General features: G+C 76.3%; 12 protein-coding genes. 9 read left to right on the top strand and 3 right to left on the bottom strand.

Annotation, left to right across the window (positions count from 1 at the left end; genetic code table 11):
* Positions 1 to 313: 313 nt before the first annotated feature.
* Positions 314 to 1,408, bottom strand: coding sequence for an aminoglycoside phosphotransferase family protein (locus HOY81_RS20655; protein WP_237321971.1), 1,095 nt, complete (start codon positions 1,406 to 1,408; stop codon positions 314 to 316).
* 260 nt (positions 1,409 to 1,668) lie between these two features.
* Between HOY81_RS20655 and HOY81_RS20650 the strand changes: the two genes are divergently transcribed.
* Positions 1,669 to 3,144, top strand: a complete 1,476-nt coding sequence (locus HOY81_RS20650; RefSeq protein ID WP_237321970.1) for a hypothetical protein — start codon at positions 1,669 to 1,671, stop codon at positions 3,142 to 3,144.
* A gap of 39 nt (positions 3,145 to 3,183) precedes the next feature.
* Here the strand turns inward: HOY81_RS20650 and HOY81_RS20645 are convergent, their stop codons facing one another.
* Positions 3,184 to 4,692 carry a PP2C family protein-serine/threonine phosphatase gene (locus HOY81_RS20645; protein WP_237321969.1) on the bottom strand — a complete coding sequence of 503 codons (1,509 nt, stop codon included), beginning with the start codon at positions 4,690 to 4,692 and terminating at the stop codon, positions 3,184 to 3,186.
* 302 nt (positions 4,693 to 4,994) lie between these two features.
* On the opposite strand from HOY81_RS20645, the gene HOY81_RS20640 reads away from it, so the two are divergent.
* The 6 genes from HOY81_RS20640 (at position 4,995) to HOY81_RS20615 (ending at position 20,012) form a co-directional block, all read left to right on the top strand.
* Positions 4,995 to 6,479, top strand: coding sequence for a HEAT repeat domain-containing protein (locus tag HOY81_RS20640; protein WP_237321968.1), 1,485 nt, complete (start codon positions 4,995 to 4,997; stop codon positions 6,477 to 6,479).
* 244 nt (positions 6,480 to 6,723) lie between these two features.
* Positions 6,724 to 10,320: a hydantoinase B/oxoprolinase family protein gene (locus tag HOY81_RS20635; protein WP_237321967.1), complete on the top strand. Its 3,597-nt coding sequence runs from the start codon at positions 6,724 to 6,726 to the stop codon at positions 10,318 to 10,320.
* Positions 10,321 to 10,479: 159 nt separating this feature from the next.
* Positions 10,480 to 12,711 (top strand): SpoIIE family protein phosphatase, encoded by a 2,232-nt coding sequence (locus HOY81_RS20630; RefSeq protein ID WP_237321966.1) that lies wholly within the window; start codon positions 10,480 to 10,482, stop codon positions 12,709 to 12,711.
* Positions 12,712 to 12,802: 91 nt separating this feature from the next.
* Entirely contained in the window at positions 12,803 to 14,314 is a 1,512-nt protein-coding gene (locus tag HOY81_RS20625; RefSeq protein ID WP_237321965.1) for a hypothetical protein, read from the top strand.
* Positions 14,315 to 14,369: 55 nt separating this feature from the next.
* Positions 14,370 to 15,257, top strand: a complete 888-nt coding sequence (locus tag HOY81_RS20620; protein ID WP_237321964.1) for a hypothetical protein — start codon at positions 14,370 to 14,372, stop codon at positions 15,255 to 15,257.
* A 75-nt stretch (positions 15,258 to 15,332) separates the two neighbouring features.
* On the top strand, positions 15,333 to 20,012 hold the full coding sequence (locus HOY81_RS20615) for a hypothetical protein (protein WP_237321963.1): 4,680 nt from the start codon (positions 15,333 to 15,335) through the stop codon (positions 20,010 to 20,012).
* Here HOY81_RS20615 and HOY81_RS20610 read toward each other — a convergent pair.
* Positions 19,969 to 20,292, bottom strand: a complete 324-nt coding sequence (locus HOY81_RS20610) for a hypothetical protein (RefSeq protein WP_237321962.1) — start codon at positions 20,290 to 20,292, stop codon at positions 19,969 to 19,971. The genes HOY81_RS20615 and HOY81_RS20610 overlap by 44 nt on opposite strands.
* A gap of 265 nt (positions 20,293 to 20,557) precedes the next feature.
* Here HOY81_RS20610 and HOY81_RS20605 point away from each other — a divergent pair, with 265 nt between their 5' ends.
* Together HOY81_RS20605 and HOY81_RS20600 are read left to right on the top strand one after the other, a co-directional pair.
* Positions 20,558 to 23,446: a nitrate- and nitrite sensing domain-containing protein gene (locus HOY81_RS20605; protein WP_237321961.1), complete on the top strand. Its 2,889-nt coding sequence runs from the start codon at positions 20,558 to 20,560 to the stop codon at positions 23,444 to 23,446.
* On the top strand, positions 23,443 to 23,886 hold the full coding sequence (locus tag HOY81_RS20600; RefSeq protein WP_237321960.1) for a roadblock/LC7 domain-containing protein: 444 nt from the start codon (positions 23,443 to 23,445) through the stop codon (positions 23,884 to 23,886). Before HOY81_RS20605 ends, HOY81_RS20600 begins: the two co-directional genes overlap by 4 nt.
* Positions 23,887 to 23,890: the final 4 nt, after the last annotated feature.

The following is a 23,890-nucleotide window of genomic DNA, read 5'->3' as shown; positions in this document are numbered from 1 at the left end:
CCGCCGGCACCGCCGGCCCCGCGCCCAGCAACGGCGCCAGCACCGCCACCACGGCTGTCGTGCCGCAGGCGGCCAGGGTGCCGCGGCGGGCGCGCCGGGGGCTCCGGCCGCCGGCGGGGGAGTGACGGTCGGGTCCTCGTCGCACGGCGGCCTCCTGCGGGTCTGCGTCCTGCGTGCCCGGACAGGTATTGACCGCGGGGCGGGCGGTCAAGCGCCGCCGTACGGGCGGCGTCCCGCGCCGTAGGGGTGCCACGCACCCCGCCGCGCCGGCCACGGGCGCGTCCCGGATGCCCGCCCCTGAAGGCCCCCCGCCTCAGCGGGTCCCGACCGCGGCGCGCACCGCCCGGCGGGCCAGGCCGCAGTCGTCGTGCAACCGGCGGAGCAGCAGCCGCTGCTCCTCGCCCGTGGCCGGCCCTCCCGGGCTGCCGGGCGCGGGCCTGGTGGCCGCCCCGGCCGGTCCCGGCTCCCGCATGGTGCGCTGCACCGCGGTCTCGTAGGTGCGGATCTCCCGGGTGAGGATGAGCATGAGGTTGACCAGGAAGGCGTCCCGGGCCGCCGGGCCCGCCGACTGGGCGAGCTGGCTGATCTGCCGCCGGGCCAGCGGCGCGTCGCCCAGCACCGTCCACAGAGTGGCCAGGTCGTAGCCGGGCAGGTACCACCCGGCGTGTTCCCAGTCGACCAGCACCGGGCCCGCCGGGGACAGCAGCACGTTCGACAGCAGCGCGTCGCCGTGGCAGAACTGCCGGGGCGGCCGGCCGCCCGCGTGGGCGATCCCACGCAGCAGCTTCTGCAGGTCGCCCAGGTCGCGGTCGGTGAGCAGGCCCAGCTCGTGGTACCGGCTGAGCCGTGCCGGGTAGTCCAGGGGGCGCTCGAAGGCGCCGGGCGGCGGCTGCCACAGATTCAGCCGCCCGATCGCCCCGAGCACCGCCCGTACGTCCGCGCGCGCGGGCGCCTCGAACGGGTGACGCTGCAACGCTGCGGGGCGCCCCGCGATCCGCTCCGTCACCAGCGTGCCCGTCTCCGGGTCCGCGGCCACCAGCCGCGGGACCCGCACCGGTGGCCGGTGGCGCACGAACGCGCGGTAGGCGGCCGTCTCGTGCTGGAGACGCTCCACCCAGGCCGGTGAGGCGTCCAGTAAGCACTTGGCGACCACGGCGGCGCGGCCGGCCGTGCCGGCCAGCAGCACCGAGCGTCCACTCCGCCGCAGCAGCTGCGCCGGCTGGAAGTCCGGGCAGACCCGGTGCACCGCGGCGAGCACGGAACGGAGCTGCGCCCCCTGCGGGCCCGACAGGTCCAGTCTCCCGCCGGCGGGCCGGGCCGCGCCACCGCGCATGCGCCGGGGCCTGCCTGGGGGCGGCACGAGAAGCGGCCGGGCCGGAGCGGACACGGGGGACGTTGCTGGATACATGGGTGAGCAGGATCCCTTCGTGCGCCGACGGTTGACGAACGCCACCCGGCCCGGCGGACGGCTCCGGCGACCCGGCCGGAGCACCCTGGGGAATGCGGGCCGGAAGGAACCGGCCGCCGGGCCGGGGTGGCGCGTTCCTACAGGACACCCGCGCACGGGTGGCACACCATGTGGCGAACCCTGGCGAACCCTGGCGAATGCTCGAAGCCGCCCCCCGGCCGGGTCTACTGTCAACTCAGCCGAGAACCTGGGGGCTTGACGTGACCAAGGAACCCAACACCCGCCTCGCGGACCTCTTCGGCCTCACCGGCTGGTCCAAGGGCGAACTCGCGAGAAGCGTGAACCGGCAGGCGGCGGCCATGGGGCATCCGCAACTGGCCACGGACACCTCGCGGGTGCGGCGGTGGATCGACGTGGGGGAGACCCCGCGGGATCCGGTGCCGAAGGTGCTGGCGGCCTTGTTCACCGAGCGACTCGGTCGTGTCGTGACCATCGAGGATCTCGGGTTCCGCAAGCCGGGGCAGGCGGGGAAGCGACAGAACGTCGACGGACTGCCCTGGGCACCGGAGCGGACGGCCGAGGTCCTCACCGAATTCACGGGAATGGACCTCATGCTCAACCGACGCGGCTTGGTGGGCGCGGGCGCCGCGCTCGCCGCAGGATCGGCACTCAGCAGTGCCATGCAGGACTGGCTCGGGACCGACCCCGTGCCCTTCTCCCCCCACCCCGGCGGCCACGGTCCCGGTGACCGGATCTCCCTCGACCGCTACGAGGCGGCCCCCGTGGGGGCCCAGGAGATCGACGCCCTCGAACGCTCGGTCGAAGTGTTCCGGGCCTGGGACGCGGCCAGGGGCGGCGGTCTCCAGCGGAAGGCCGTGGTCGGCCAGCTCAACGAGGTGGGCGGGATGCTCGCCTACCGGCACCCGCCGCATCTCCAGCAGCGGCTGTGGGGGGTGGCGGCCAACCTGGCGGTGCTCGCCGGCTGGATGTCCCACGACGTGGGCCTGGAACCGACCGCACAGAAGTACTTCGTGATCGCCGCGCATGCGGCCCGCGAGGGCGGCGACCGGCCGCGCGCCGGCGAGGCGCTCTCCCGCGCCGCCCGGCAGATGGTCCACCTCGGACGCCCGGACGACGCGCTGGACCTGATGCAGCTCGCCAAGTCCGGTTCCGGGGAGGCGACGCTGCCTCGCACCCGCGCCATGCTCTGCACCGTGGAGGCCTGGGCGCAGGCGGCGATGGGCCGCGGGCAGGCCATGCGGCGCACCCTGGGGGAGGCGGAGGAGCTCTTCGTCTCCGACCGCGGCGACGTGCCGGCGCCGAGCTGGATGCAGATCTTCAAGGAGGAGGATCTGTACGGGATGCAGGCGCTGGCGTACCGCACCCTGGCCGAGCACGACCCCGCGGCCGCGCCACAGGCCCGGCACTACGCGGAGAAGGCCCTGGAGCTGCGCATCGACGGGCGGCAGCGGTCGAAGATCTTCGACTATCTGACCATGGCCTCGGCCTGCTTCCTCGCCGACGACCCCGACCAGGCGGACCGCTACGCCCGGCTCGCCCTGCTCAGCATCAACCAGACGTCCTCGCACCGGACCTGGGACCGGCTCCGCGAGATGTACCGCCTCACCGGGCGGTACGCCGGGTACGGATCCGTCGAGGACCTGCGCGAGGAGGTGGAGCAGACGCTGCCGAAGGCGCCGCGCGGAGCCCAGGTGAGGGGCGCCTCCCCGGCGTGAACCCCCACCGGGGGACGGGGCTCCGGAGGCCGCGCGGGGTCAGCCGGCGACGCGGGCGATCAGCACGCAGGCGTCGTCCTCGCGGTCCCGGTCCCCGAACTCCTCGACCACGGCCCGTACGCACTCCTGTGCCGTGCGCGCCGTGGCGAACCGGGGCGCCAGCGCGAGCAGCCGGTCCGCTCCGCCCGTCGCCCCCGGCCGGGGCAGCTCGAACTCGGTGCTGCGCGGGGCCAGGCCGTCGGTGTGCAGCAGCAGCAGATCGCCGGGCTCGAGCTGCTCGGTCCGCTGCCCGTACGACGCACCCGAGGTCGCGCCCAGCAGCACGCCCTCGGGCGCCGGGAGCGGGCGCCCCACGCCGTCGCGGAACAGCAGCGGTACGGGGTGCCCGGCCTGCGACCAGGTCAGCGCGCGCGAACCCGGTTCGTAGCAGCAGCACAGTGCGCTGCCGAGGGCGGGCTGCGCGGCGGAGTCCAGGAGCTGGTTCAGATGGCCCAGCAGGGGGCCGGGCTCCACCCCGGCCACGGACATCCCGCGTAGCGCGCCCAGGAGCTGCGCCATGCCCGAGGTGGCCGCCACCCCGTGCCCGGTGAGATCGCCGACCGTGAGCAGGGTGGCGCCGCCCGGCAGCTCCAGCGCGTCGTACCAGTCGCCGCCGACCAGCGCGGCGGTCGCGGACGGCAGGTAGTGCGCGGCCAGGTCGAGCCAGCCGGCCTCCGTGCCCGAGCGGTGCGGGAGCCGGCGCGAGCCCCGCCACGGGGGCAGCACCGCCTCCTGCATCTCCACCGCGAGCCGCCGCTCCGTGCGGTCCCGGTACCGCTGCCGCTGCAGGGTGTCCCGGGACTCCCGCACGGCCCGCTCACTGCGGCGCAGCTCGCTGACGTCCCGGACCACCGCCCACATGGAGGCGGTGCCCCCCTCGGCGTCCAGCACCGGCTCGCCCATCATGTGCACGCTGCGCACCCCGCCGTCCGGCCGGACGATGCGGAACCGGCCGTCGACCGGCCGGCCGTCCACCAGGCAGTCGGTGACCGCGGCGGTCAGCCGGGGCTGGTCCTCCTCCCACACCCAGGAGGGGAGTTCGTCGAGGGAGAGCGGCCCGTCCGCCGCCGTGCGCCCGAAGATGGCGTACAGCTCGCCGGACCAGGTGACCTCGTCGGTGAGCAGGTTCCAGTCGGCGCTGCCCACCCGGCCGACGAGCGACCCGGCGCCCTCCGCGGCGGGACCGGGCGCGGCGGGCCCGTACGCCGCCGGGCCGTGCTCGTCCGGGGCGGCCCCGGCACGGCCGGGCGGCTCGGCGGGGACCCCGTCCCGCAACTGGCTGAGCTGACCGCCGAGGTCGTCCAGATGGTGCACGGCGAGCTCGCAGAGCGCTCGCTGCCAGCGGCGGTGCGGATCGCCGGCGTCCGCGTCGTCCTCCTCCGCGGTGCCGCGGCGCATGGCGTCGATCCCGCCGCGCAGCCGGCGGGCCTGGGTGAGGAGAGCGTCGAGCGTGCCGCGCTCGGACGGCGAGGCGCCATCCGCGCGGTCCGCGGGAAAGGGGGACGGCATGGCGTACTCCGACGGTGATGAGGGCCGCTTACGACTCTTGCACAGCTCGCGACTCTGCGTAAGGGATTTGGAGACACCCGATTCGGTGGTGCTTCCGGCATATGTCGAACGCCGGGCGGAGGCGCCGCTTCCGTCCTGCCGGGCGCCGGCCTGCGACTCGGCGGAACGCGGGATTCCAGGTAGGGTGCGGCGTCGGCGCCACCGGGCGCTCCGAGAGGAGTAGAACCGCTGTCACCGGCAAGGATGCCGGTCGACGGAAATCCCGTTGCCAGCCGAACACCCCGCACCGGATGCTGACTCTTATGTTCGTCGATCCCGTCGATCCAGACATAGCGCCCAGCGGTACGCTGCTCGGCCTCCTGCAGCGAGGCCGCGGCGACGGAACGCTGCACGCCCTGGCGGCGCCCCGCACCGAAGCGCTCTCCGCGCTCCACCGGTGCATCCTGCACGACCCGCGGCGCGACTGGCAGGTCGAGCACCGGTCGCTCTACTACGCGCGCCTGCACATGGATCTCGACGCCGGGCTCGACGACATCCAGGCGCACCTCTTCCACGCCGAGGACCAGCTCGCCGGCGACGCCGCCGAGCAGCGCACCGGGCTCGCCCTCTCCGTCCTCGGACACCTCGCCTCGTACGGCGACACCGGCGCCCGCGACCTGCTGCGCCGCTACGCCGCCTCCGGGGCCAACTGGCAGTGGGCGCTGGACGAGCTGGCCGTCCGGGACGACGACGCCGGGCTGCGGCGGCTCGGCCCCGCCGTGCTGGCCCGCTTCCCGCACACCCCGGAGGGCGACGCGGAGCTCGCCGCCGCCGCGCGGGAGGCCTTCGAACCGCGCCCCTGGCGGCTCTGGGCCGAGGATGCCGCGCACCCCGGGCAGGCCGGGCGGCTGCGCCGGGTCCGGGAGCAGGGCTCCTTCGACCGCTGGCAGCGTCAGCTCCGCTCCGGCGGGCCCCGGCCCGGCTGGAGCGTCCGCGAGGTCCTCGCCTGGGCCGAGGAGGAGCCGGAGGACCCGGAGGCCGGCGGCGCGCCCGACAGGCAGCGGGAGGCCGCCGCGGCCCGCTGCCTGGCTGCCGTGGCCGGGCCCGAGGACCGGCCCGAGCTGCTCGCCGCCGCCCGCGGCGGGTCCCCCGCGGCCCGCGCGGCGGCACTGCGCCACCTCGCCGAGCGCTCCGACCCGGACGTCCTCGACCTCCTCGCCCGGGTGGTGGCCGAGGAGGCCGCCGCCCCCGGCGGGGCCGCCGCCTCCCGTCTCGTGCGGTCGGCCCTCGACTCCTTCGGGCGGATGCGCGGCACGGCCGCGCTGGAACGCGCCCGGCAGTGGGCCGCCCACCGGGACGACCCGCTCGGTCCGGCCGCCGCCCGCATGCTCGCCTGCCGCGGCGATGCCGGTGACGCCGGGGCCGTGCTCGCCGCGCTGCGCCGGGCCGTACGGGAGCAGGGGCCGGACGGGGACGAGCTGTGGCCGCTGGTGGACGGTGCCGGGCGGCTGGGCATCCGGTGCGCCGCGCCCGTGCTGCGGCATGTCTACCGCGAGACGGCCTCCTCCCAGCTCCGCGGCCGTGCGGCGCGCGCGCTGGCCGCCACAGACGGCACCTTCCCCGCGGGCTTCGCCGTGGAGTGTCTCTGGGACTGCGAGGAGACGACCCGGGAGCTCGCCGCTCGGCACGCCACCACCGGTGACGACCGGGTGGTGGAGCGGCTGCGCCGGCTGGCCTGCGACCCCGCCGAGGAGGCGGGGGTGCAGAGCGCCGTGCGGGGCCGACTGGAGCCCGACGGCTCGTCCTGACCCGCCCGGCACGGGGCGTGCGGGGCCCCGGAGCGCCGCACGGCGTACGGGCAGGCGCGGAACCCGGGCGCCGGGGCCGCCGGCGGCCTGGGCCGCCGTGGGCGATCAGCTCCTCGGCCACTACGCCGACGTGGCCGCCGCCCGCCGGAAGGCCGCGGCATGAGCGGGGACCGGCTCCCGAGCCCGCACCGCCCGGCGGCGCCGACCGGGAGCGCCGCACGGCCCCGGCTGGCACGATGGCGGCATGAGCGGGCGCTGGGAATTCTGGGTCGACCGGGGCGGCACGTTCACCGACGTCGTCGGGCGCCGCCCGGACGGCGCCCTGGTCACCGAGAAGCTGCTCTCCCACGACCCCGCCCGCTACCGGGACGCCGCCGTCGCCGGTATCCGCCGCCTCCTCGGCGTGGCGGCCGGGGACCCGGTGCCCGCGGACCGCGTCTCCGTGGTCAAGATGGGCACCACCGTCGCCACCAACGCCCTGCTGGAGCGCCGCGGCGAGCCCACCGTCCTGCTGACCACCACCGGGTTCCGGGACGCCCTGCGCATCGCCTACCAGAACCGCCCCCGCCTCTTCGACCGGCACATCGTGCTTCCCGAAGCGCTGTACGACCGGGTCGTCGAGGTTCCGGAGCGCATGGGGGCGCACGGCGACACCGTGCGCCCGCTGGACACCGCCGCGGCCGCCGCGGCGCTGCGCACCGCATACGCCGACGGCTTCCGCAGCGCCGCCGTGGTCCTGCTGCACGCCTACCGGTACCCCGGGCACGAGCGGGAGCTGGCCCGGCTGGCCCGCGCGGCCGGCTTCCCGCAGGTGAGCTGCTCGCACGAGGTGAGCCCGCTGATCAAGCTGGTCTCGCGGGGCGACACCACCGTCGTGGACGCCTACCTCTCGCCCGTGCTGCGCCGTTACGTCGAGCAGGTGGCCGGCGAGCTCCGCGGGGTACGGCTGATGTTCCTGCAGTCCAACGGCGGGTTGCGGGAGGCCGCGCACTTCCGCGGCAAGGACGCCGTGCTCTCCGGGCCGGCCGGCGGAGTGGTCGGCATGGCGCGCAGCGCCGCCGAGGTCGGCCGGCACGCCGTCGTGGGGCTCGACATGGGCGGCACCTCCACCGACGTCTCGCACTACGCGGGGGCGCTGGAGCGCGTCTGGGGCACCGAGGTCGCCGGGGTGCGGATGCGGGCCCCGATGATGGACCTCCACACCGTCGCCGCCGGCGGCGGCTCGGTGCTGCACTTCGACGGCGCCCGCTACCGGGTGGGCCCGGACTCCGCGGGCGCCGACCCGGGACCCGCCTGCTACCGGCGCGGCGGCCCGCTCACCGTCACCGACGCCAACGTCATGCTCGGCCGGATCCAGCCCCGCCACTTCCCGCACGTCTTCGGGCCGGACGGCGACCTGCCGCTGGACGGCGCACTGGTGCGGAAACGTTTCGCCCGGCTCGCCCGCGAGGTGCACCGGGCGACCGGCGACGACCGCACCCCCGAACAGGTGGCCGAGGGTTTCCTGGAGATCGCCGTGCTCAACATGGCCAACGCGGTCAAGAAGATCTCCGTGCAGCGCGGCCACGACGTCACCCGGTACGCCCTGGTGGGCTTCGGCGGGGCGGGTGGCCAGCACGTCTGCGCGGTCGCCGACGCGCTGCGGATGGACACCGTCGTCGTACCGCCGCTGGCCGGCGTCCTCTCCGCGTACGGCATCGGCGTCGCCGACGCCACGGCCCTGCGGGAGCAGTCCGTCGAGGCCGAACTGACGGAGGACGCCCTGTCCGGCGTACGGGAGCTCTGTGCCGAGCTCGAGCGGCGGGTCCGCGCGGAGCTGCGCTCCGACGGCCTCTCCGACGACGCCGTCACCACCGAGGCCCGGCTGCACCTGCGGTATGCCGGGACGGACGCGGCGCTCACCGTGCCGCTGGACGGGGAGGCCGCGATGCGGGAGCGGTTCGAGGCCGCCCACCGGGCGCGCTACGGCTTCCGCATGGACAAACCGCTGGTGATCGCGACCGCCGTGGCCGAGGCCACCGGCGCCGCAGGCCCGCACACCCCCCGGGGAGAGGTGGCGGCGGCGGGGCCCGGAGGGCCCGCCCCCGCCGACCGCCTCCGGCTGTACGGGGACGGCCGGTGGCGGGAGGCCGCCCTGTACGAGCGGGACGCTCTCCGGGCCGGCCACACCGTCCCGGGCCCCGCCGTCGTCGCCGAGCCCGACGCCACCACCGTCGTCGACCCCGGCTGGCAGGCGGCCGTGGACCGGCGCGGCCACCTGCTGCTGACCCGCGCGCGGCCGCGCCCCGCCACCAGCGCGGTGGGCACCGAGGCCGACCCGGTGCAGCTCGAGGTCTTCAACAACCTCTTCACGGCCGTGGCCGAACAGATGGGCGTGCGCCTGGAGAACACCGCTCACTCCGTGAACATCAAGGAGCGGCTGGACTTCTCCTGCGCCGTCTTCGATGGTTCCGGCCACCTCGTCGCCAACGCCCCGCACATCCCGGTGCACCTGGGCTCGATGGGCGACTCCATCACCGAGATCCTGCGGCGCCGGGCGGGCGACCTCCGTCCCGGTGACGTCTACACCGTCAACGACCCCTACCACGGCGGCACCCATCTGCCCGACGTCACCGTGGTGACACCCGTGTTCGCCCGGGACGGCGGCGACCTGCTCTTCCTGGTAGCCTCCCGCGGTCACCACGCCGAGATCGGCGGGCTGACCCCCGGCTCGATGCCGGCTTTCAGCCGGACCGTGCAAGAGGAGGGAGTCCTCTTCGACAACTGGCTGCTGGTGCGCGACGGCAGACTGCGCGAGGCCGAGACCCGGGAACTCCTCACCACCGCCCCGTACCCCTCCCGCGCCCCCGAGGCCAACCTCGCCGACCTGCGGGCGCAGATCGCCGCGAACGAGAAGGGCATCGACGAACTGCACCGCATGACCGACCGGTTCGGGCTGGACGTGGTGCGGGCGTACATGCGGCACGTGCGGGACAACGCCGAGGAGTCGGTACGCCGGGTCGTCACCGCGCTGCGGGACGGAAGCTGCCGCTACGAGACGGACGCCGGCGCGGTCATCCGGGTCACGGTCACCGTGGACCACGAACGGCGCCGCGCCGTCCTCGACTTCACCGGCACCTCGCCGCAGCGGGACGACAACTTCAACGCGCCCGCCTCGGTGGTGAAGGCCGCCGTCCTCTACGTCTTCCGCACCCTCGTGGCCGACGACATCCCGCTCAACAGCGGCTGTCTCACCCCGCTGGAGATCCGCATCCCCGAAGGATCGATGCTCTCGCCCGCCCACCCGGCCGCCACCGTCGCCGGGAACGTGGAGACCTCGCAGGCCGTGACCGGCGCCCTCTACGCCGCCCTCGGCGTGCAGGCGGAGGGCTCGGGCACGATGAACAACGTCACCTTCGGGAACGACCGCGTGCAGTACTACGAGACCGTCGCCGCCGGCTCCGGGGCCGGCGAGGGTTTCCACGGCGCGGACGCCGTGCAGACCCACATGACCAACTCCCGGCTCACCGACCCGGAGGTGCTGGAGTTCCGCTACCCCGTCCGGGTGGAGGACTTCCGGGTCCGGGAGGGCAGCGGCGGCCCCGGCCGCTGGCACGGTGGACGCGGGGTGGAGCGCCGGATCCGCTTCCTGGAGCCCATGTCCGTGGCCGTGCTCAGCGGTCACCGGCGGGTACCCCCGTACGGCATGGCCGGCGGCGGTCCGGGCGCGCTCGGCGAGAACGCGCTGGAGCGGGCCGGCGGGGACGTGGTCCGCCTCGCGGGCTGCGACGCGGCGGAGGCGGAGCCGGGCGACGTGCTGGTGGTCCGCACCCCCGGCGGCGGGGGTTACGGGTCCCCGTGACCCCCGCGTCCGCGGCCCGCCGGGCGGCGGGTCCCGGGCAGACGCACGCGCCGCCGGTTCGCCGCACTCCGTACGGGAGGGTCGCCGGGGCCCATGGGCTAGCCTGGACAGTGGGCCGGGTGACGATCACCGGGTGGCCTGCGTGGAGGGAAGAATCCCGTGCAGGAGCGCGACGCTCAGCAGCCGCCGGCCCCGGCGGGTGGCCATCGGTTCACCACTCCGGGGGACACGGCGGACGCCGGCGACGCCCTGCTCGGCGGCATCCTCCGCCGGGCGACGGAGGAGCTCTCCGCCTCGGCGGCGTACGCCTACGTCCTCGGCGAGGGCGGCCGGGCGCTCCACGCCGCCGTGGTGATCGGCGGTCCCGTCTCCCTCTTCACCCTCGTCCGCCGGATCGAGATCGACGACGACCGGTACACGGTCGGCCGTGCCTTCCGTCGCAACCGGCAGGTCACGGCGTCCTACGCGCAGAACCGCTTCGACGTGCCGCTGCCCTTCCCCTACACCGCGGCCTCGACGCCCGTGCGCGCCGCAGGGATGCCGGTGGGCGTCCTCACGGTGATCTGGGCACCACCGGAGGGACCACGGGAACTCGGCGCGCCCGAGCAGTCGTGCTGCGTCTCCGTCGCCGACACTCTCGCGCCGGTGCTGCAGGCCCTGCCGCCCCCGCCCTCGCCCCGCTTCCTGATGCCGCTGCGGGGCGGGCCGGACGGGGGCCCGCCGCCCCGGGACCGCGCCGGGCAGGACGTCCCGGGCGTCGCGGAATACCCCGGGATCGACTTCTTCTACCGCATCTACACGCTCGCCTCCGTCCTGACCGAGACGGTCCGCCTGGACGACATCCTCGACGCCGCGGTCGCGTATCTCATGCAGCCCTTCGCCGCCCAGAGCCTGGCTGTCGCCGTCGTCGACCGGGGCGTGCCGAGAGTGCTCGGCTACTCCGGCTACCCGACCGGTCTCGGCCGCGCCTCCTCGTGGGCGGCCGGGGGTACCGACGGCGCCGGGCCGCGCATCCCGGCCGTGGAGTCGGCCCTCTTCCTGGAGGACCCGGCGGCGCTCCGGGAGACGGAGACCGGGTCGCTCGCCGAGGGGAAGCAGGCGTGCGCCCTGCTGCCGCTGGTCATCGGCGGCCGCCCGGACGGCGTCCTCGCTCTCGGGTTCGACCGGCCCCGCACCTTCGGGCCCGACGAACGGGCGGCGCTGGTGGTGATGTCCGGGCTGCTGGGCCAGACCCTGGGCCGTGCCCGCCTCTTCGAGGCCGAACGCTCCCTGGCGCGCGGGCTGCAACGCGGCCTGCTCCCGCACTCGCTGCCCCATCTGGAACAGCTCGAGACCGCCGTGCGGTACCTGCCGGCCAGCCCGGACCGCGAGGTCGGCGGCGACTGGTACGACGTGCTCACCCTTCCGGACGGCGCCGTGGGCCTGGTGGTCGGGGACGTGGAGGGCCACAGCCCCGGCGGCGCGGCGATCATGGGCCAGATCCGCAGCGGCGTGCGCGCGTACGCGGCCGAGGGGCACCCTCCGGACGAGGTGCTGCGGCGCACCAACCGCCTCCTCGCCGACCTGGGGATCGACCTCTTCGTCACCTGCTGCTGCGTCTGGCTCGACCTGGACGACGGCACCGCGCGGATCGCGTGCGCGGGCCACCCGCTTCCCGTGCTGAGCCACCCCGCGCGCGGTGTCCTGGTGCCGGACGTCCCCGTCGGGCTGCCGCTCGGCGTCGCCCCGGACACCGGTTACCAGCCGGTGGAGGTGCCCGTGCCCGCCGGGACGGTGCTGGCCCTGTACACCGACGGCCTGGTGCACTCCCGCTCGGTGGAGCTCGCCGTCGGCACGGGTGCGCTGCACGACGCGCTCCGGGCGGGGAACGACGGCCACAGGCTGGAGGACCTCGCCACCCGGCTCGCCGCGATCGCGGGCGGGCCGCAGGCGCAGGAGGACGACGTGGCGCTGCTCCTCGCCCGCTACGACGGGCCGGCCCGCGGCGCGCACCGGCGGATCGGCCGGATGGCCGTCCACCGGCACGACCTGAAGGCCGTGCGGGACGTACGCGAATTCGTGCGCCGGCACCTGCGGGACTGGGGCTGGGAGAAGGCCTCCGCCGAGACGGAGCTGATGGCCACCGAACTGGTCACCAATGCGCTCGTGCACGCCGACAGCGATGTGGAGGTGCGGCTCCGCGAGCTCCCCGACCTGATCCGGGTGGAGGTGCGCGACTCCGATCCGCGGCCGCCGCTGCCGGCCCCGATCCTGGTCGCCGCGGACGCGGACCTGGAGAGCGAGGCGGAGCACGGCCGCGGCCTCGTCATCGTCGACGCGCTGGCCTCGGTGTGGGGCAACAGCCCCAGCGGGCGCGGCAAGGCGGTGTGGTTCGAGATCAGCCGCGGCTGAGGAACGCCGGGGGCGCGCGGGATCGCCGCGGGCCACGGCCCGCCCGGGCGGCGCTTCGGCCGCTGTCGGTGCGACCGCATAGTGTGTGGCCGTGACCGATCACGCCCCGACGACCGTCCCGTCCCCGGCGCCCGGGCCCGCCGCCGACGAAGGGCTCGCCCGGCGGCTGCGCGCGCTCGCCTGCACCGCGCCCCTGCACGACCTGGACGTCCGCAAGGCCAACCTCGCGGGCGAGTACGGCACCTACGCCATGGCCGAGGTCGCGCTCGCCGCGATCGACCTCGTCACGCTCGCCATGGACTTCGACACCGGGGCCGACCACGAGCAGGTCGTCGCCCGGCTGCTGCCCCGGGTCGCCGCGCAGGCCCCGCAGCGCGACCCGGCCGAGCACGAGCGGGTCGCCCGCTGGGTGCTGGAGAGCCTGATCAACGTGGGCAGCGTGGACCGCGGTTTCCGCACGGTCTACGGCACCTTCGGCACCGACGGCGTCTACGTCCGCCGGGACTACGACTTCAAGCTCATCGAGGAGGTCCCCGGTGCGGGCGGCGGCGTCTGCCTGCGCACCACGGACGAGGCGGTGAACGTCCTGGTCGGGGCCCTCGACACGGACGTCACCAGCGCACAGATCGCCGCCGAGGTGAAGCTGGAGGTGCTGATCAGCCGCGGCCGGCTCGCCGACGCCCAGCTCGCCGCCGAGCAGGCCCGCTACCGCACGGTCCAGTACGCCGAGGCGCTGCGCCGCACCCTGGAGGCCACCCGGCGGAACGTCCGCGCGGTGGACTGGCTGCAGGCGGTGCCCGACATGATCACCGAGGCGCTGGACCACGTCGCCGACCGCTACCGCCACGAGAACGCCATTCTCACCAACATCCGCAGGGTGCGGGACGAGGCCGCCGGCGAGCGCGGCCCGGACCACAAGCGGCGCGCCGCGGAGCTCGTCGACATCGTCAAGGACTGCATCCGGCGGCACACCCAGCTCCAGTCGCGGCTGCTGGAGGCGGGCCCGCTGTTCCGCGCCGAGCAGGACCGGCAGGCCTTCGCCCCGCCCGCCGCCCGCGCCGGCACCGACCTGTACGGGCAGTTGCTGAGCCCGGTGCTGCCGCTGCCGCTGGAGCAGGCCACCCGGATCACCGACGCGTTCTTCGCCCGCGGTGCCGGCCTGCGCACCCCCGCCGCGGTCCGCCTCGGCGACCTGACGGAGCTGCTGCTCACCCCGCCCGCGCCGCGCGAACACCTCGGCGCCGAGATGCCCGAGCCCGACCTGGTCGCCACCCCGGACGACAGCCGGTTCAGCGAGGTGCAGTTCGACGCCGCCATGGAGCTTCTCGACCTGCCCGCCGACGCACCCCGGAGGCTCTCCGGGCTGCTCGCCGACGCCCGGCGCCGCGACCCCGAACTCCCCTATCTCGTCGCGCTGCTGGCCGTGCACGCCGCCAGCCCGCCGGTGGGCACCGCCTACCGGCAGGGCGAGGAGCGGCTGCTCTTCGCCGCCGACGACGGCACCGAGCTCGACGACCCCGAGTTCGGTGGCGCCGACCTGGTGGTCGGCACCGCCCGGCTGGACGCCGCCGGGATGGCCGCCGCCCGCACGGAGGCGGCATGACCCCCACCCCCGCCGCGCAGACCGCACGACCCCCTCTCCGGGAGCTGAACCACCCGTGACCGCCCACGACACCGACACCGCACCAGACGGCCCCCGGCCGGGCGCCGGCCACGGCACGTCCGCCGTCACGCCCGCCGACGCGGCCGACGCCGCCCGGCTGGTCTCCTTCGGGCTGCACCCCAAGCTCCTCCCGGCCCGCGACGCCGAGTACGCCGAGCTGCTCCGCCGCCACCGCGAGGAGCCCGCGTTCGCACGCCTCGCCGATGCCGTCGCCACCGGACTCGGCCTGGTCGTGCTGGAGGTCTCCACCCGTGCGGGCATGGCCCTGGCCGCCGGCGAGGACTCCGTCTTCGCCGTCCGCATGGGCGACTACGCCCGCCGCGCCACCGCCGACTCGGCCGACCGCTTCCTGCACGGCCTGGCCCATCTCGCCACCGCCGCGCTGGCCTTCCCCCGGCCCGAGGACCTGGCGGACGACGGCTACATCGGCCGGATCACGGTCAACGGGGTGGACGGCTTCGTCCGGCAGGCCTGCCGCCGGCTCGCCGAACGCGCCGAGGAACAGGGCGAGAACACCGACCCCGCCACCGGCGCGCCCGGCCTGGAGGCCGCGTGGCGCGTCTGGAGCCGGCGCAGCGCCACCGGCGCCACCAAGGACGCCCGGCGCCTGGCCGGCTCGACCACCGGCATCGTCGCCAAGGCCGTGGCCTTCCTCGCCGACTCCGGTTTCCTCCAGCGCACCGGGGACGAGGCCGGCGGCACCTACCGCACCACCGCCCGGTACCAGCTCCAGGTGCGCGACATGGCCGGCAGCGCCGCCATGGCCGAACTGCTGGACCTCGGCGTCGTGCCGGTCAGCGACGGCAGCGCGACGCTGCTGCCGCCGGACGAGTCCGACCCGCTGGATCTCACCGCCGAGGCCGGCCTCCCCTTCCACTCCTGACCCGGCACCCCTCCGGCCCGGCAACGTCCCGCCGGCCGACCGCCCACCGACCCGTCCGCAACGAGAGTCCGCCCCATGTACGAGCTGTCCCGGATCCGCCTCTACTCCATCGGGCCCGCCGGCGCGCGCTACGCCGACACCGTCCTGGACCTCCGCGGAGTCGGCGAGCCCGTGCCCAGCCCGGCCCCCGCACAGGCGGACTTCTTCGAGGAGGAACCGCCCGGGCCGCCCCGCCGGCCCGCCCCCGCCGGGGTGCTCTTCCTGGAGAACGGCGGCGGCAAGTCGGTGCTGCTCAAGCTCATCTTCTCGGTGATGCTGCCCGGCCACCGCAACACCCTCGGCGGCGCCAGCTCCGGCGTGCTGCGCAAGTTCCTGCTGGCCGACGACTGCGGGCACGTGGCCCTGGAGTGGCAGCACACCCGCACCGGCGAGACCGTCGTGGTCGGCAAGGTCAGCGAGTGGCGCGGCCGCCAGGTCTCCGGCGACCCGCGGAAGTTCGCCGAGGCCTGGTACTCCTTCCGGCCCGGCCCCGGCATGAGTCTCGACTCGCTGCCGGTGGCCGAGTCGGCCGGCGTGCGGCCCTCGCGGGAGGGCACCTCCTCCGCGCGCGGCCGGCGCCGCACCATGAAGGGCTTCCGGGACGTCCTCACCGAGACCGGCAAGGCGTACCCGAACCTGGACGTCGCCTGGGAGGAGGTGCACGAGCGCTGGGTCGAGCACCTCACCGGCCTCGGGCTGGACCCGGAACTCTTCCGCTACCAGCGGGAGATGAACGCCGACGAGGGCGAGGCCGCCGGCCTCTTCGCGGTCAAGAACGACGCCGACTTCACCGACCTGCTGCTGCGTGCCGTCACCGACACCCGGGACACCGACGGCCTCGCCGACCTGGTGCACGGATTCGCGCACAAGCTCGGCCGGCGTGCCGAACTCACCGCCGAGCGCGACTTCACCGCCGGCTCACTCGACCTCCTCACCCGCATCGCGGAGGCCGCCGCCGCACGCGACCGGGCCCGCGAGATCCACGCCGGAGCCGAGCGCCGCACCCGCACCCTCGCCCACCGGCTGTCCGCCCGCGGTACCGAGGAACGGGGCCGCGCCGCCGCCCTCGCCGAGCGGGTCGCCGCGGCGGAGGAGGCCGTCGGCGCCGCCGAGCGCTCACGCTCCCGTGCCTCCCTGGTCGCCGCCGAACTGGCCTACCGGCACGCCTCCCTGGCACTGTCCGCCGCCGAGAAGTCCGCGGCCGCCCAGCGCCGGGAGCTCACCGAGGCCCGTACGCTGCACTCCGCCTGGCAGGCCACCGAGACGGTGCTCCAGCACCGCGCCGCCGCCGACCGGGCCGCGCGGGTGGCCGCCGCCATCCAGGAGGCCGAGCGGGACGCCGCCCCCGCCCTCGCCGCCCGCGGCCGCGCCGCGGCCGCCCTGGTCCGCGCCCTGCACGCCGCCGCCGAGGACGGTGAGCGCGTCGCCGCCGAGGAGGAGGAGCGCGCCGCCGCCCTGCAGACCGAGAGCGACGCCGCCCACCGGGAGGCCACCGCCGCCGCCACCGCCGCGGAGCGGGCCCGCAGCGAGAGCGAGCACCTCCGGCAGCGCCTGGACGAGGTGGAGCAGGAGACCGCGGAGGCCGTACGGGCCGGCTGGCTGGACGACTCGGCCCCGGACGCCGATCCCGCCCGCGCCGCGCTCGCGGCCAGCGACGCCGAACGGGAGGCCGTCGCCGCCTGGGACGCCGCCCGGGAGAACGCCCGCCGTGCCGCCGAGCGGGCCCAGGAGGCCGCCACCGAGCACGCCCGCGCCGAACTGGCCGCCGCCCGTGCCGCCGACGCGGCCGCCGCCGCCGAGGCCGCCCACCAGGCCGAGCAGCGCACCGCCGCCGCACTCGGCGCCGAACCGCGGCTCGCCGGCCTCCTCGGGCTGCCCGCCGCCGCACCGGCCGCCGGCCTGCCCGGCCAGCGGCACGGGGACGGCACCCCGCCGGCCGCCCCCGGCGGCACGGCGGAGACGGCCGGTGCGGACGCCGCACCGCACCGGGGCGCGCCCGGCGCCCTGACCGCGGAGGAGCTGGACCGCAACGCCGACGCCCTCCAGGAGCTCCTCGACGAGGGAGTCGCCGCCGCCGAGCGGCACCTCTTCGAGCTGCGCACCGCCGCCGCGGAGGACTCCCGGATGCTCGGCGCGCTCGGCGACGGCGGACTGCTGCCGCCCGGCCCGGACGTCACCGCCACCGTCGAGTTCCTCGGCGAGCGCGGCATCCCCGCGCTGCCCGGCTGGCGCTATCTCGCCCAGGCCGTCGACCCGTCCGACCACGCCGCCGTGCTGGCCGCCCGCCCGGAACTGGTCGACGGCGTCGTGATCACCGACCCGGACAGCCACGCCCGCGCCCGGGAGGCGCTCGCCGACGCGGCCCTGCTGCCCCGCTCCGCCGTGGCCGTGGGCACCGCGGCCGCCCTGCTCGCCCCCACCCCCGCGCCCGACACCCGGGACGACTCCGTCTTCCTGGTGCCGCCCAACCCGGCCATGCACGACGAGCACGCCGCCGACGACGAACGGCACCAGCTCCGCGAACGCGCCCTCGCCCGGGACGAGGAGATCCGCTCCCTCGCCGCCCGGCTCTCCGCCGACCGCTCCCTCGCCGCCCGGCTGGCCTCCTGGCGCACCGGGTGCCCCGCCGGGCGGCTGGCCGAGCTGGCCGCCGCGGCGGCGGACGCCCGTACGGCTGCGGAGGAGGCGCGCGAGCGCCTGGCCCGCGCGGAGGCCGCCCGGGCCGAGGCCGGCGAGGCGGAGGCCGAGACCGCCCGCCTCCGCGAGGAGCGGCAGGAACGCGCCCAGCAGACCCGGCGCAGCGCCGACGCCCTCGCCGGCCTCGCCTTCCGGCTGCGCGAACGCTCCGCCTGGCAGACCCGGCTGCGGGAACTGGCAGACGAGGCGGACGAGCCGGAGCGCCGCGCCGCCGCCTGCCTGGAGCGGGCCCGCGCCGCCGACGAGGACCGGCGCGCCGCCCAGCGCGCCGCCGACGACGCCCGGCGCACCGCCCGCGCGCTGCGCGCCGAGCGGGCCGAGATCGCCGGCGTCCCCGACGACCTCGATCTCTCCGCCGAGCCGCCGGAGTCCTCGCTGCCCGCCCTCCGCGAGGCCCACCGCTCCGCCTCGCAGCTCTACGAACAGGTCGGTGTGGGCGCCGACCTGCGCGCCGAGCAGGCCCGGGCCGAGGGCGACGAGACCGCGGCACGCGCCGCGCTGGACCGGCTCAGCCAGAAGGTCCGCACCCGCGCCGCCCAGCTCCTCCAGGGGCCGGAGGGCGCCGACGGCCCCTCCCGGCAGGCCGCCGTGGCCCGCGCCGAGGAGCAGGTGCAACTCCTTGAGGCCCGCGCCTCCGCGGCCAGCGAGCAGCTCGGCCGGCTGCGCGGCGAGGCCGAACGACTCGCCCCGGCCGACGGCGAGGCCCACACCGAGCTGCCCGCCGAACGGGTGCCCGCCGACGCCGAGCAGGCGCAGGACCTGCTGCGTACGGCCAACGCCGAACTCGCCGCCCGCGGTGACGAGCTGGACGCCGCCCGTACCGCCCACCGCGAGCTGGTGCAGGCGCACCACGCCGCCGAGGACGCCGCCTCGGCCTTCGACGAGACCGCCGCCCTCCTCCGCGACCTGCTCCGCGACCCGCACGGCGGCGAGGAGGCCGGCGGCGAGCCTCCCGAGCCCTACGCCGGCGGCGCCGCCGAGGCACGGCAGGCGGCGGCTCAGGCCCGCCGCTCGCTGCGTGGCTGCGCCGCCGATCTGAGCGCCGCGGATCAGGCCGTGCGGGAGGCCGCCGACGTCCTCGTCCGGCACGCCAACTCCACCCGCTACGAGCAGGTCCGCACCCCCGCCCGCCAGCAGATCCGGGAGCTGCCCGCCGCGGCCCTGCCGGACCACGCCGCCGCCTGGGCGGACGCCTTCGCCCCCCGGCTGCGGGTACTCACCGACGAGCTGGAACAGCTCGAACGCAACCGCGACAGCATCGTGGACCGGCTACGCGGTCTGGTGGAGTCCTCGCTGGCCACGCTGCGGTCCGCCCAGCGGCTCTCCCGGCTGCCCGAGGGACTGGGGGAGTGGTCCGGCCAGGAGTTCCTGCGCATCCGCTTCGACGACCCGGACCAGGCCACCCTGACCGAACGGCTCGGCGAGGTGATCGACGAGGCCACCCGGGCCGCCGTGCGCAAGAACTCCGACCTGCGCCGGGACGGCATGTCCCTCCTGCTGCGCGGCGTGCACGCGGCGCTCCGGCCGCGCGGTGTCGCCGTGGAGATCCTCAAGCCGGACGCCGTGCTGCGCGCGGAGCGGGTGCCGGTCGGGCAGATGGGCGACGTCTTCTCCGGCGGCCAGCTCCTCACCGCCGCCATCGCCCTCTACTGCACCATGGCCGCACTGCGCAGCAACGACCGCGGCCATGACCGGCACCGGCACGCCGGCACCCTCTTCCTCGACAACCCCATCGGACGTGCCAACGCCACCTATCTGCTGGAACTGCAACGCGCCGTGGCGGACGCCCTCGGGGTCCAGCTCCTTTACACCACCGGCCTGTTCGACACCACGGCGCTCGCCGAGTTCCCGCTCGTCATCCGGTTGCGGAACGACGCGGACCTGCGCGCCGGGCTGAAGTACATCAGTGTCGAGGAACACCTGCGCCCCGGACTGCCCCGGCCGGAGACCGAGGAGCAGGAGGTGCACGGCGAGATCACGGCGACCCGGATGTACCGCCGTCCCGCCGAGCAGGGCTGACCACCTGGTGCAGCGGGCGGGGCCGGGCCACGCTGCTCGGCTCGGAGACCACCCCGTGCCGCTGCAGCCACACCTGCCGTGTCACCCACACGTCGAGCACGCTCCAGGTGGCCACCACCGTGGCCGCCACGGTCGCCAGCACCAGCGGCAGGGCCAGCCAGACCCCGGCCAGCGAGCAGAGCACCGCGGTCAGCAGCAGCACGAGCGTCACCGCCACGATCAGGACGGCGCGCACCGCCGCCGCCCGGACCGGGTCGGGAAGCCTGGGCTTTGCGTACATGATGTCTCCCTCCCCCTCCATGACCCCCCTCATGGCGCCGGGTCCCCTCCGCGTCCCCGGCCATGCGCGGCACGTCCCCCCACGTGTCCTGCACCACAATGGTCCACCATGCCCCCGGGCATCGACGGACAACTCCGGATGAGGCACCCTGGGGCACCGGCCGGGCGCACCGCGGTCGCTACGCTGCCTCCCGCGGCAGTAGTAGGCTCGCGCCGTTTGCTGCCGAAACACGCCTCCGCGCGGAGGAGTTGACGTAGGGGAGGCCATGCGCTTTCGCGGGAAGTCGATCCGCCGGAAGATCGTGGTGCTGCTGCTGGTGCCGTTGGTGTCCCTGGTGTCCATCTGGGCGTTCGCCACCTATGTCACCGGCCGGGACGCCGCCCGCCTGCTGGCCGACTCCCAGGCGATGAACCGGGTCAACGGCCCCGTCGCGGAGACCACCCGGGCGCTCCAGCGGGAGCGGCGGCAGACGCTGGTCTACCTCGCCGACCCGCGGAGTTCCGACGCGCTGAGCATCCTCCACCAGCAGCAGCGCGCCACCGACCGGGCCGTCGACGAGGTACGCGACCTGGCCCGCGAGGGGGGACTGCGGGACCGGATGCGCGCCGACGCGGTGCGGCGGATGGACGACTTCCTCGACGGGCTCATCGGCCTGGAGGACGTGCGCACCCGGACGGAGAAGAACGCGCTCACCCGCGGGGCCGCGTTCCAGGCCTACAACGAGTTCGTCGACCCGGCCTTCACCCTGCTCGACTCGCTGCACGGGATGGACGAGCCCGGACCGGAGCGGGAGGGGCGCGCCCTCGTCGGGCTGTCCCGGGCCCGCGAGTACCTGGCCCGGGAGGACGCGCTGATGGCGGCCGCGCTGGCCGCCGGCCGGATGACCCGCGGCGACCAGCGCGCCTTCTCGGACCGCATCGCCGAACGGAACCTGGCGTTCGGCACCTACCTGCCGCTGCTGCCCGCCGAGGACCGGCAGACCTTCGAGAACTACTGGAACACCACCGACGGCCGCACTCTGCGCGGTTACGAGGACGCCGTCATCGCAGCGGGCAGCCGCGGCGCCACCGACGTGCTGGACGCCGCCCGCTGGCGGGAGGCCACCTCCGCCGTCCTCGACGACCTGCAACGCCTGCGCTTCGAGGCGCACGAGCGGTACCAGGACCGCCTCGACCCGGCCGCCACCGGCATCGTGGTCAAGGCGGCCGCCGCCGGCGTGCTGGGCTTCGCCGCCGTCGTCGCCTCGCTCGTCGTCTCCGTCCGCGTGGGCCGTGGCCTGGTACGCGATCTGAGCGCCCTGCGCAAGGAGGCCCACGAGTCCGCCGGCGTCCGGCTGCCCAGCGTGATGCGCCGCCTCGCGGCGGGGGAACAGGTCGACGTGGAGACCGAGGCGCCGCTCCTGGAGTACCCGCAGGACGAGACGGGACAGGTCGGCCGGGCGCTCAACACGCTGCAGCGGGCCGCGGTCGAGGCGGCCGTCAAACAGGCCGGCATGCGGCGCGGCGTCTCCGAGGTCTTCGTCAACCTCGCCCGCCGCAACCAGGTCCTGCTGCACCGTCAGCTCACGCTGCTGGACGCCATGGAGCGCCGCACCGAGGACGCCGACGAACTCGCCGACCTCTTCCGCCTCGACCATCTCACCACCCGCATGCGCCGGCACGCCGAGGGCCTCGTCATCCTCTCCGGCGCCGCCCCCTCCCGGCAGTGGCGCAAGCCCGTCCAGCTCATGGACGTGGTGCGGGCCGCCGTCGCCGAGGTGGAGGACTACGAGCGGATCGAGGTGCGCAGGCTGCCGCGGCTCGCCGTCGACGGCGGCGCCGTCGCCGACCTCACCCACCTCGTCGCCGAACTCCTGGAGAACGCCACCGTCTTCTCGCCCCCGCACACCGCCGTGCAGGTGCTCGGCGAGCGGGTCCCCAACGGATTCACGCTGGAGATCCACGACCGCGGCCTCGGGATGCCCGCCGACCAGCTCCTCGACGCCAACCTGCGGCTGGCCGAGACCCCGGAGTTCGAGCTCTCCGACACCGACCGGCTGGGGCTGTTCGTGGTCTCCCGGCTGGCACAGCGGCAGCGCGTACGCGTGTCCCTGCAGCCCTCCCCCTACGGCGGCACAACCGCGGTGGTGCTCATCCCCGGCTCCGTGCTCACCGAGCCGGCCGACCGGGACGGCGAACGGGACCCGGCGGCGGTCACCGCGGGCGGCGGGGACGACGGCACGAGCGAGCGGGACGGCCGGGTCGCGGCCCTCGCACCGGCCTCCGCCCCGTTGCTGGAGAGCGGCTCGCGGCGCACCCCCGCGCTGGACGGGCCGATCGAGCTGGAGGCCCCGCTGGACGACCTCGGGGACCTCGAGGAACTCGGCGGTCTCGAACGGCTCCACGACACCGAGGACGACAGCATCTTCCGCCGGCGCGGCGACTCCGGGCGCGGAACCGCCGAGGGCGGCCCGCAGCGACGGGCCCGGCCGGGACCGCATCCCCTCACCGGCGGGCGCCGGCGCACCGGCGACGACCGGGGCGGCGACGGACCCGCCACCGGGGACGGCCACGGAGACGCCCACCGCGCCCAGGGCGGCCGGGCTCCGCACACCGCCGGCCCCTCCCACGGCCCGGCGGCCGCCGGGGACGGTCCCTCCGGCGAGCGCACGCACGACGCGGAGGAGACCGGGCCCGCTCCGCTTCCCCGCCGCCGCCCCGGTGCGCCGGTGCTGGTCTCCGACCACGGCCGGCCGGTGGACGAGACCCGGAGGCGCCGTGAGCCCGGAGACGGCGCCACCCGGACGGCCGGCCCCGCCGGGAGCCCGGAGAGCGCCGCGGAGGACGGACCCGGCGCGGCAGGCGGGACCACGGCCGGGCGCCCGCGGGAGACCGGGCCGCCCACCGTCGGCGGACTCCCGCGCCGGGTGCGCCAGGCCAGCCTGGCGCCGCAGCTCAGGACCTCCCCCGAGGAGGACGGCGCCGCCCGGGACGACGACCACGCCACCGGAGCCCGGCCGGACGACCGGGACGCGGAGGCGGTCCGCAGCCGGATGTCCTCGCTGCAGCGCGGCTGGCAGCGCGGGCGGCAGCAGCAGGACGAGCCGCCGGCGGAGCCGGCGGACACGGCGGGGGACCCCGCACCAGGAACGACTCCCGAGGGGGAACGGCCATGACGGCACCGAAGAGCACCGCACAGACCACCGGCGGCACCCGCGGCGGGGGCGAGCTCGACTGGCTGCTCGACGACCTCGTGCAGCGGGTGGCCAGCATCCGCAAGGCGCTGGTGCTGTCCGGCGACGGGCTGCCGCGGGGCAGCTCCGGAGCCCTCACCCGCGAGGACGGCGAGCACCTGGCCGCCGTCGCCTCCGGCTTCCACAGCCTGGCCAAGGGCGTCGGCCGGCACTTCGCGGCCGGCAACGTCCGGCAGACCGTGATCGAGCTGGACGAGGCCTTCCTCTTCGTCACCGCGGCCGGGGACGGCAGCTGTCTCGCCGTGCTGGCCGGCCCGGAGGCCGACGTCGGCCAGATCGCGTACGAGATGACGCTCCTGGTCAAGCGGGTGGGCGTGCACCTGGGGACCGCGCCGCGGTCCGGTGCGCCCGGCGGGAGCTGACGGG

The sequence above is a fragment of the Streptomyces sp. JJ36 genome (genome assembly GCF_021696945.1).
GTDB lineage: Bacteria > Actinomycetota > Actinomycetes > Streptomycetales > Streptomycetaceae > Streptomyces.
The sequence above is the reverse complement of the archived record's forward strand: the minus strand, read 5'-3'. Positions and strand labels throughout refer to the sequence as shown.

Excerpts from the sequence above, each read along its gene's own strand:
- HOY81_RS20640 (WP_237321968.1), top strand. The coding sequence starts at position 4,995 with ATGTTCGTCGATCCCGTCGATCCAGACATAGCGCCCAGCGGTACGCTG.
- HOY81_RS20655 (WP_237321971.1), bottom strand. The coding sequence starts at position 1,408 with ATGTATCCAGCAACGTCCCCCGTGTCCGCTCCGGCCCGGCCGCTTCTC.
- HOY81_RS20605 (WP_237321961.1), top strand. The coding sequence starts at position 20,558 with ATGCGCTTTCGCGGGAAGTCGATCCGCCGGAAGATCGTGGTGCTGCTG.
- HOY81_RS20610 (WP_237321962.1), bottom strand. The coding sequence starts at position 20,292 with ATGTACGCAAAGCCCAGGCTTCCCGACCCGGTCCGGGCGGCGGCGGTG.
- HOY81_RS20600 (WP_237321960.1), top strand. The coding sequence starts at position 23,443 with ATGACGGCACCGAAGAGCACCGCACAGACCACCGGCGGCACCCGCGGC.
- HOY81_RS20645 (WP_237321969.1), bottom strand. The coding sequence starts at position 4,692 with ATGCCGTCCCCCTTTCCCGCGGACCGCGCGGATGGCGCCTCGCCGTCC.
- HOY81_RS20635 (WP_237321967.1), top strand. The coding sequence starts at position 6,724 with ATGAGCGGGCGCTGGGAATTCTGGGTCGACCGGGGCGGCACGTTCACC.
- HOY81_RS20615 (WP_237321963.1), top strand. The coding sequence starts at position 15,333 with ATGTACGAGCTGTCCCGGATCCGCCTCTACTCCATCGGGCCCGCCGGC.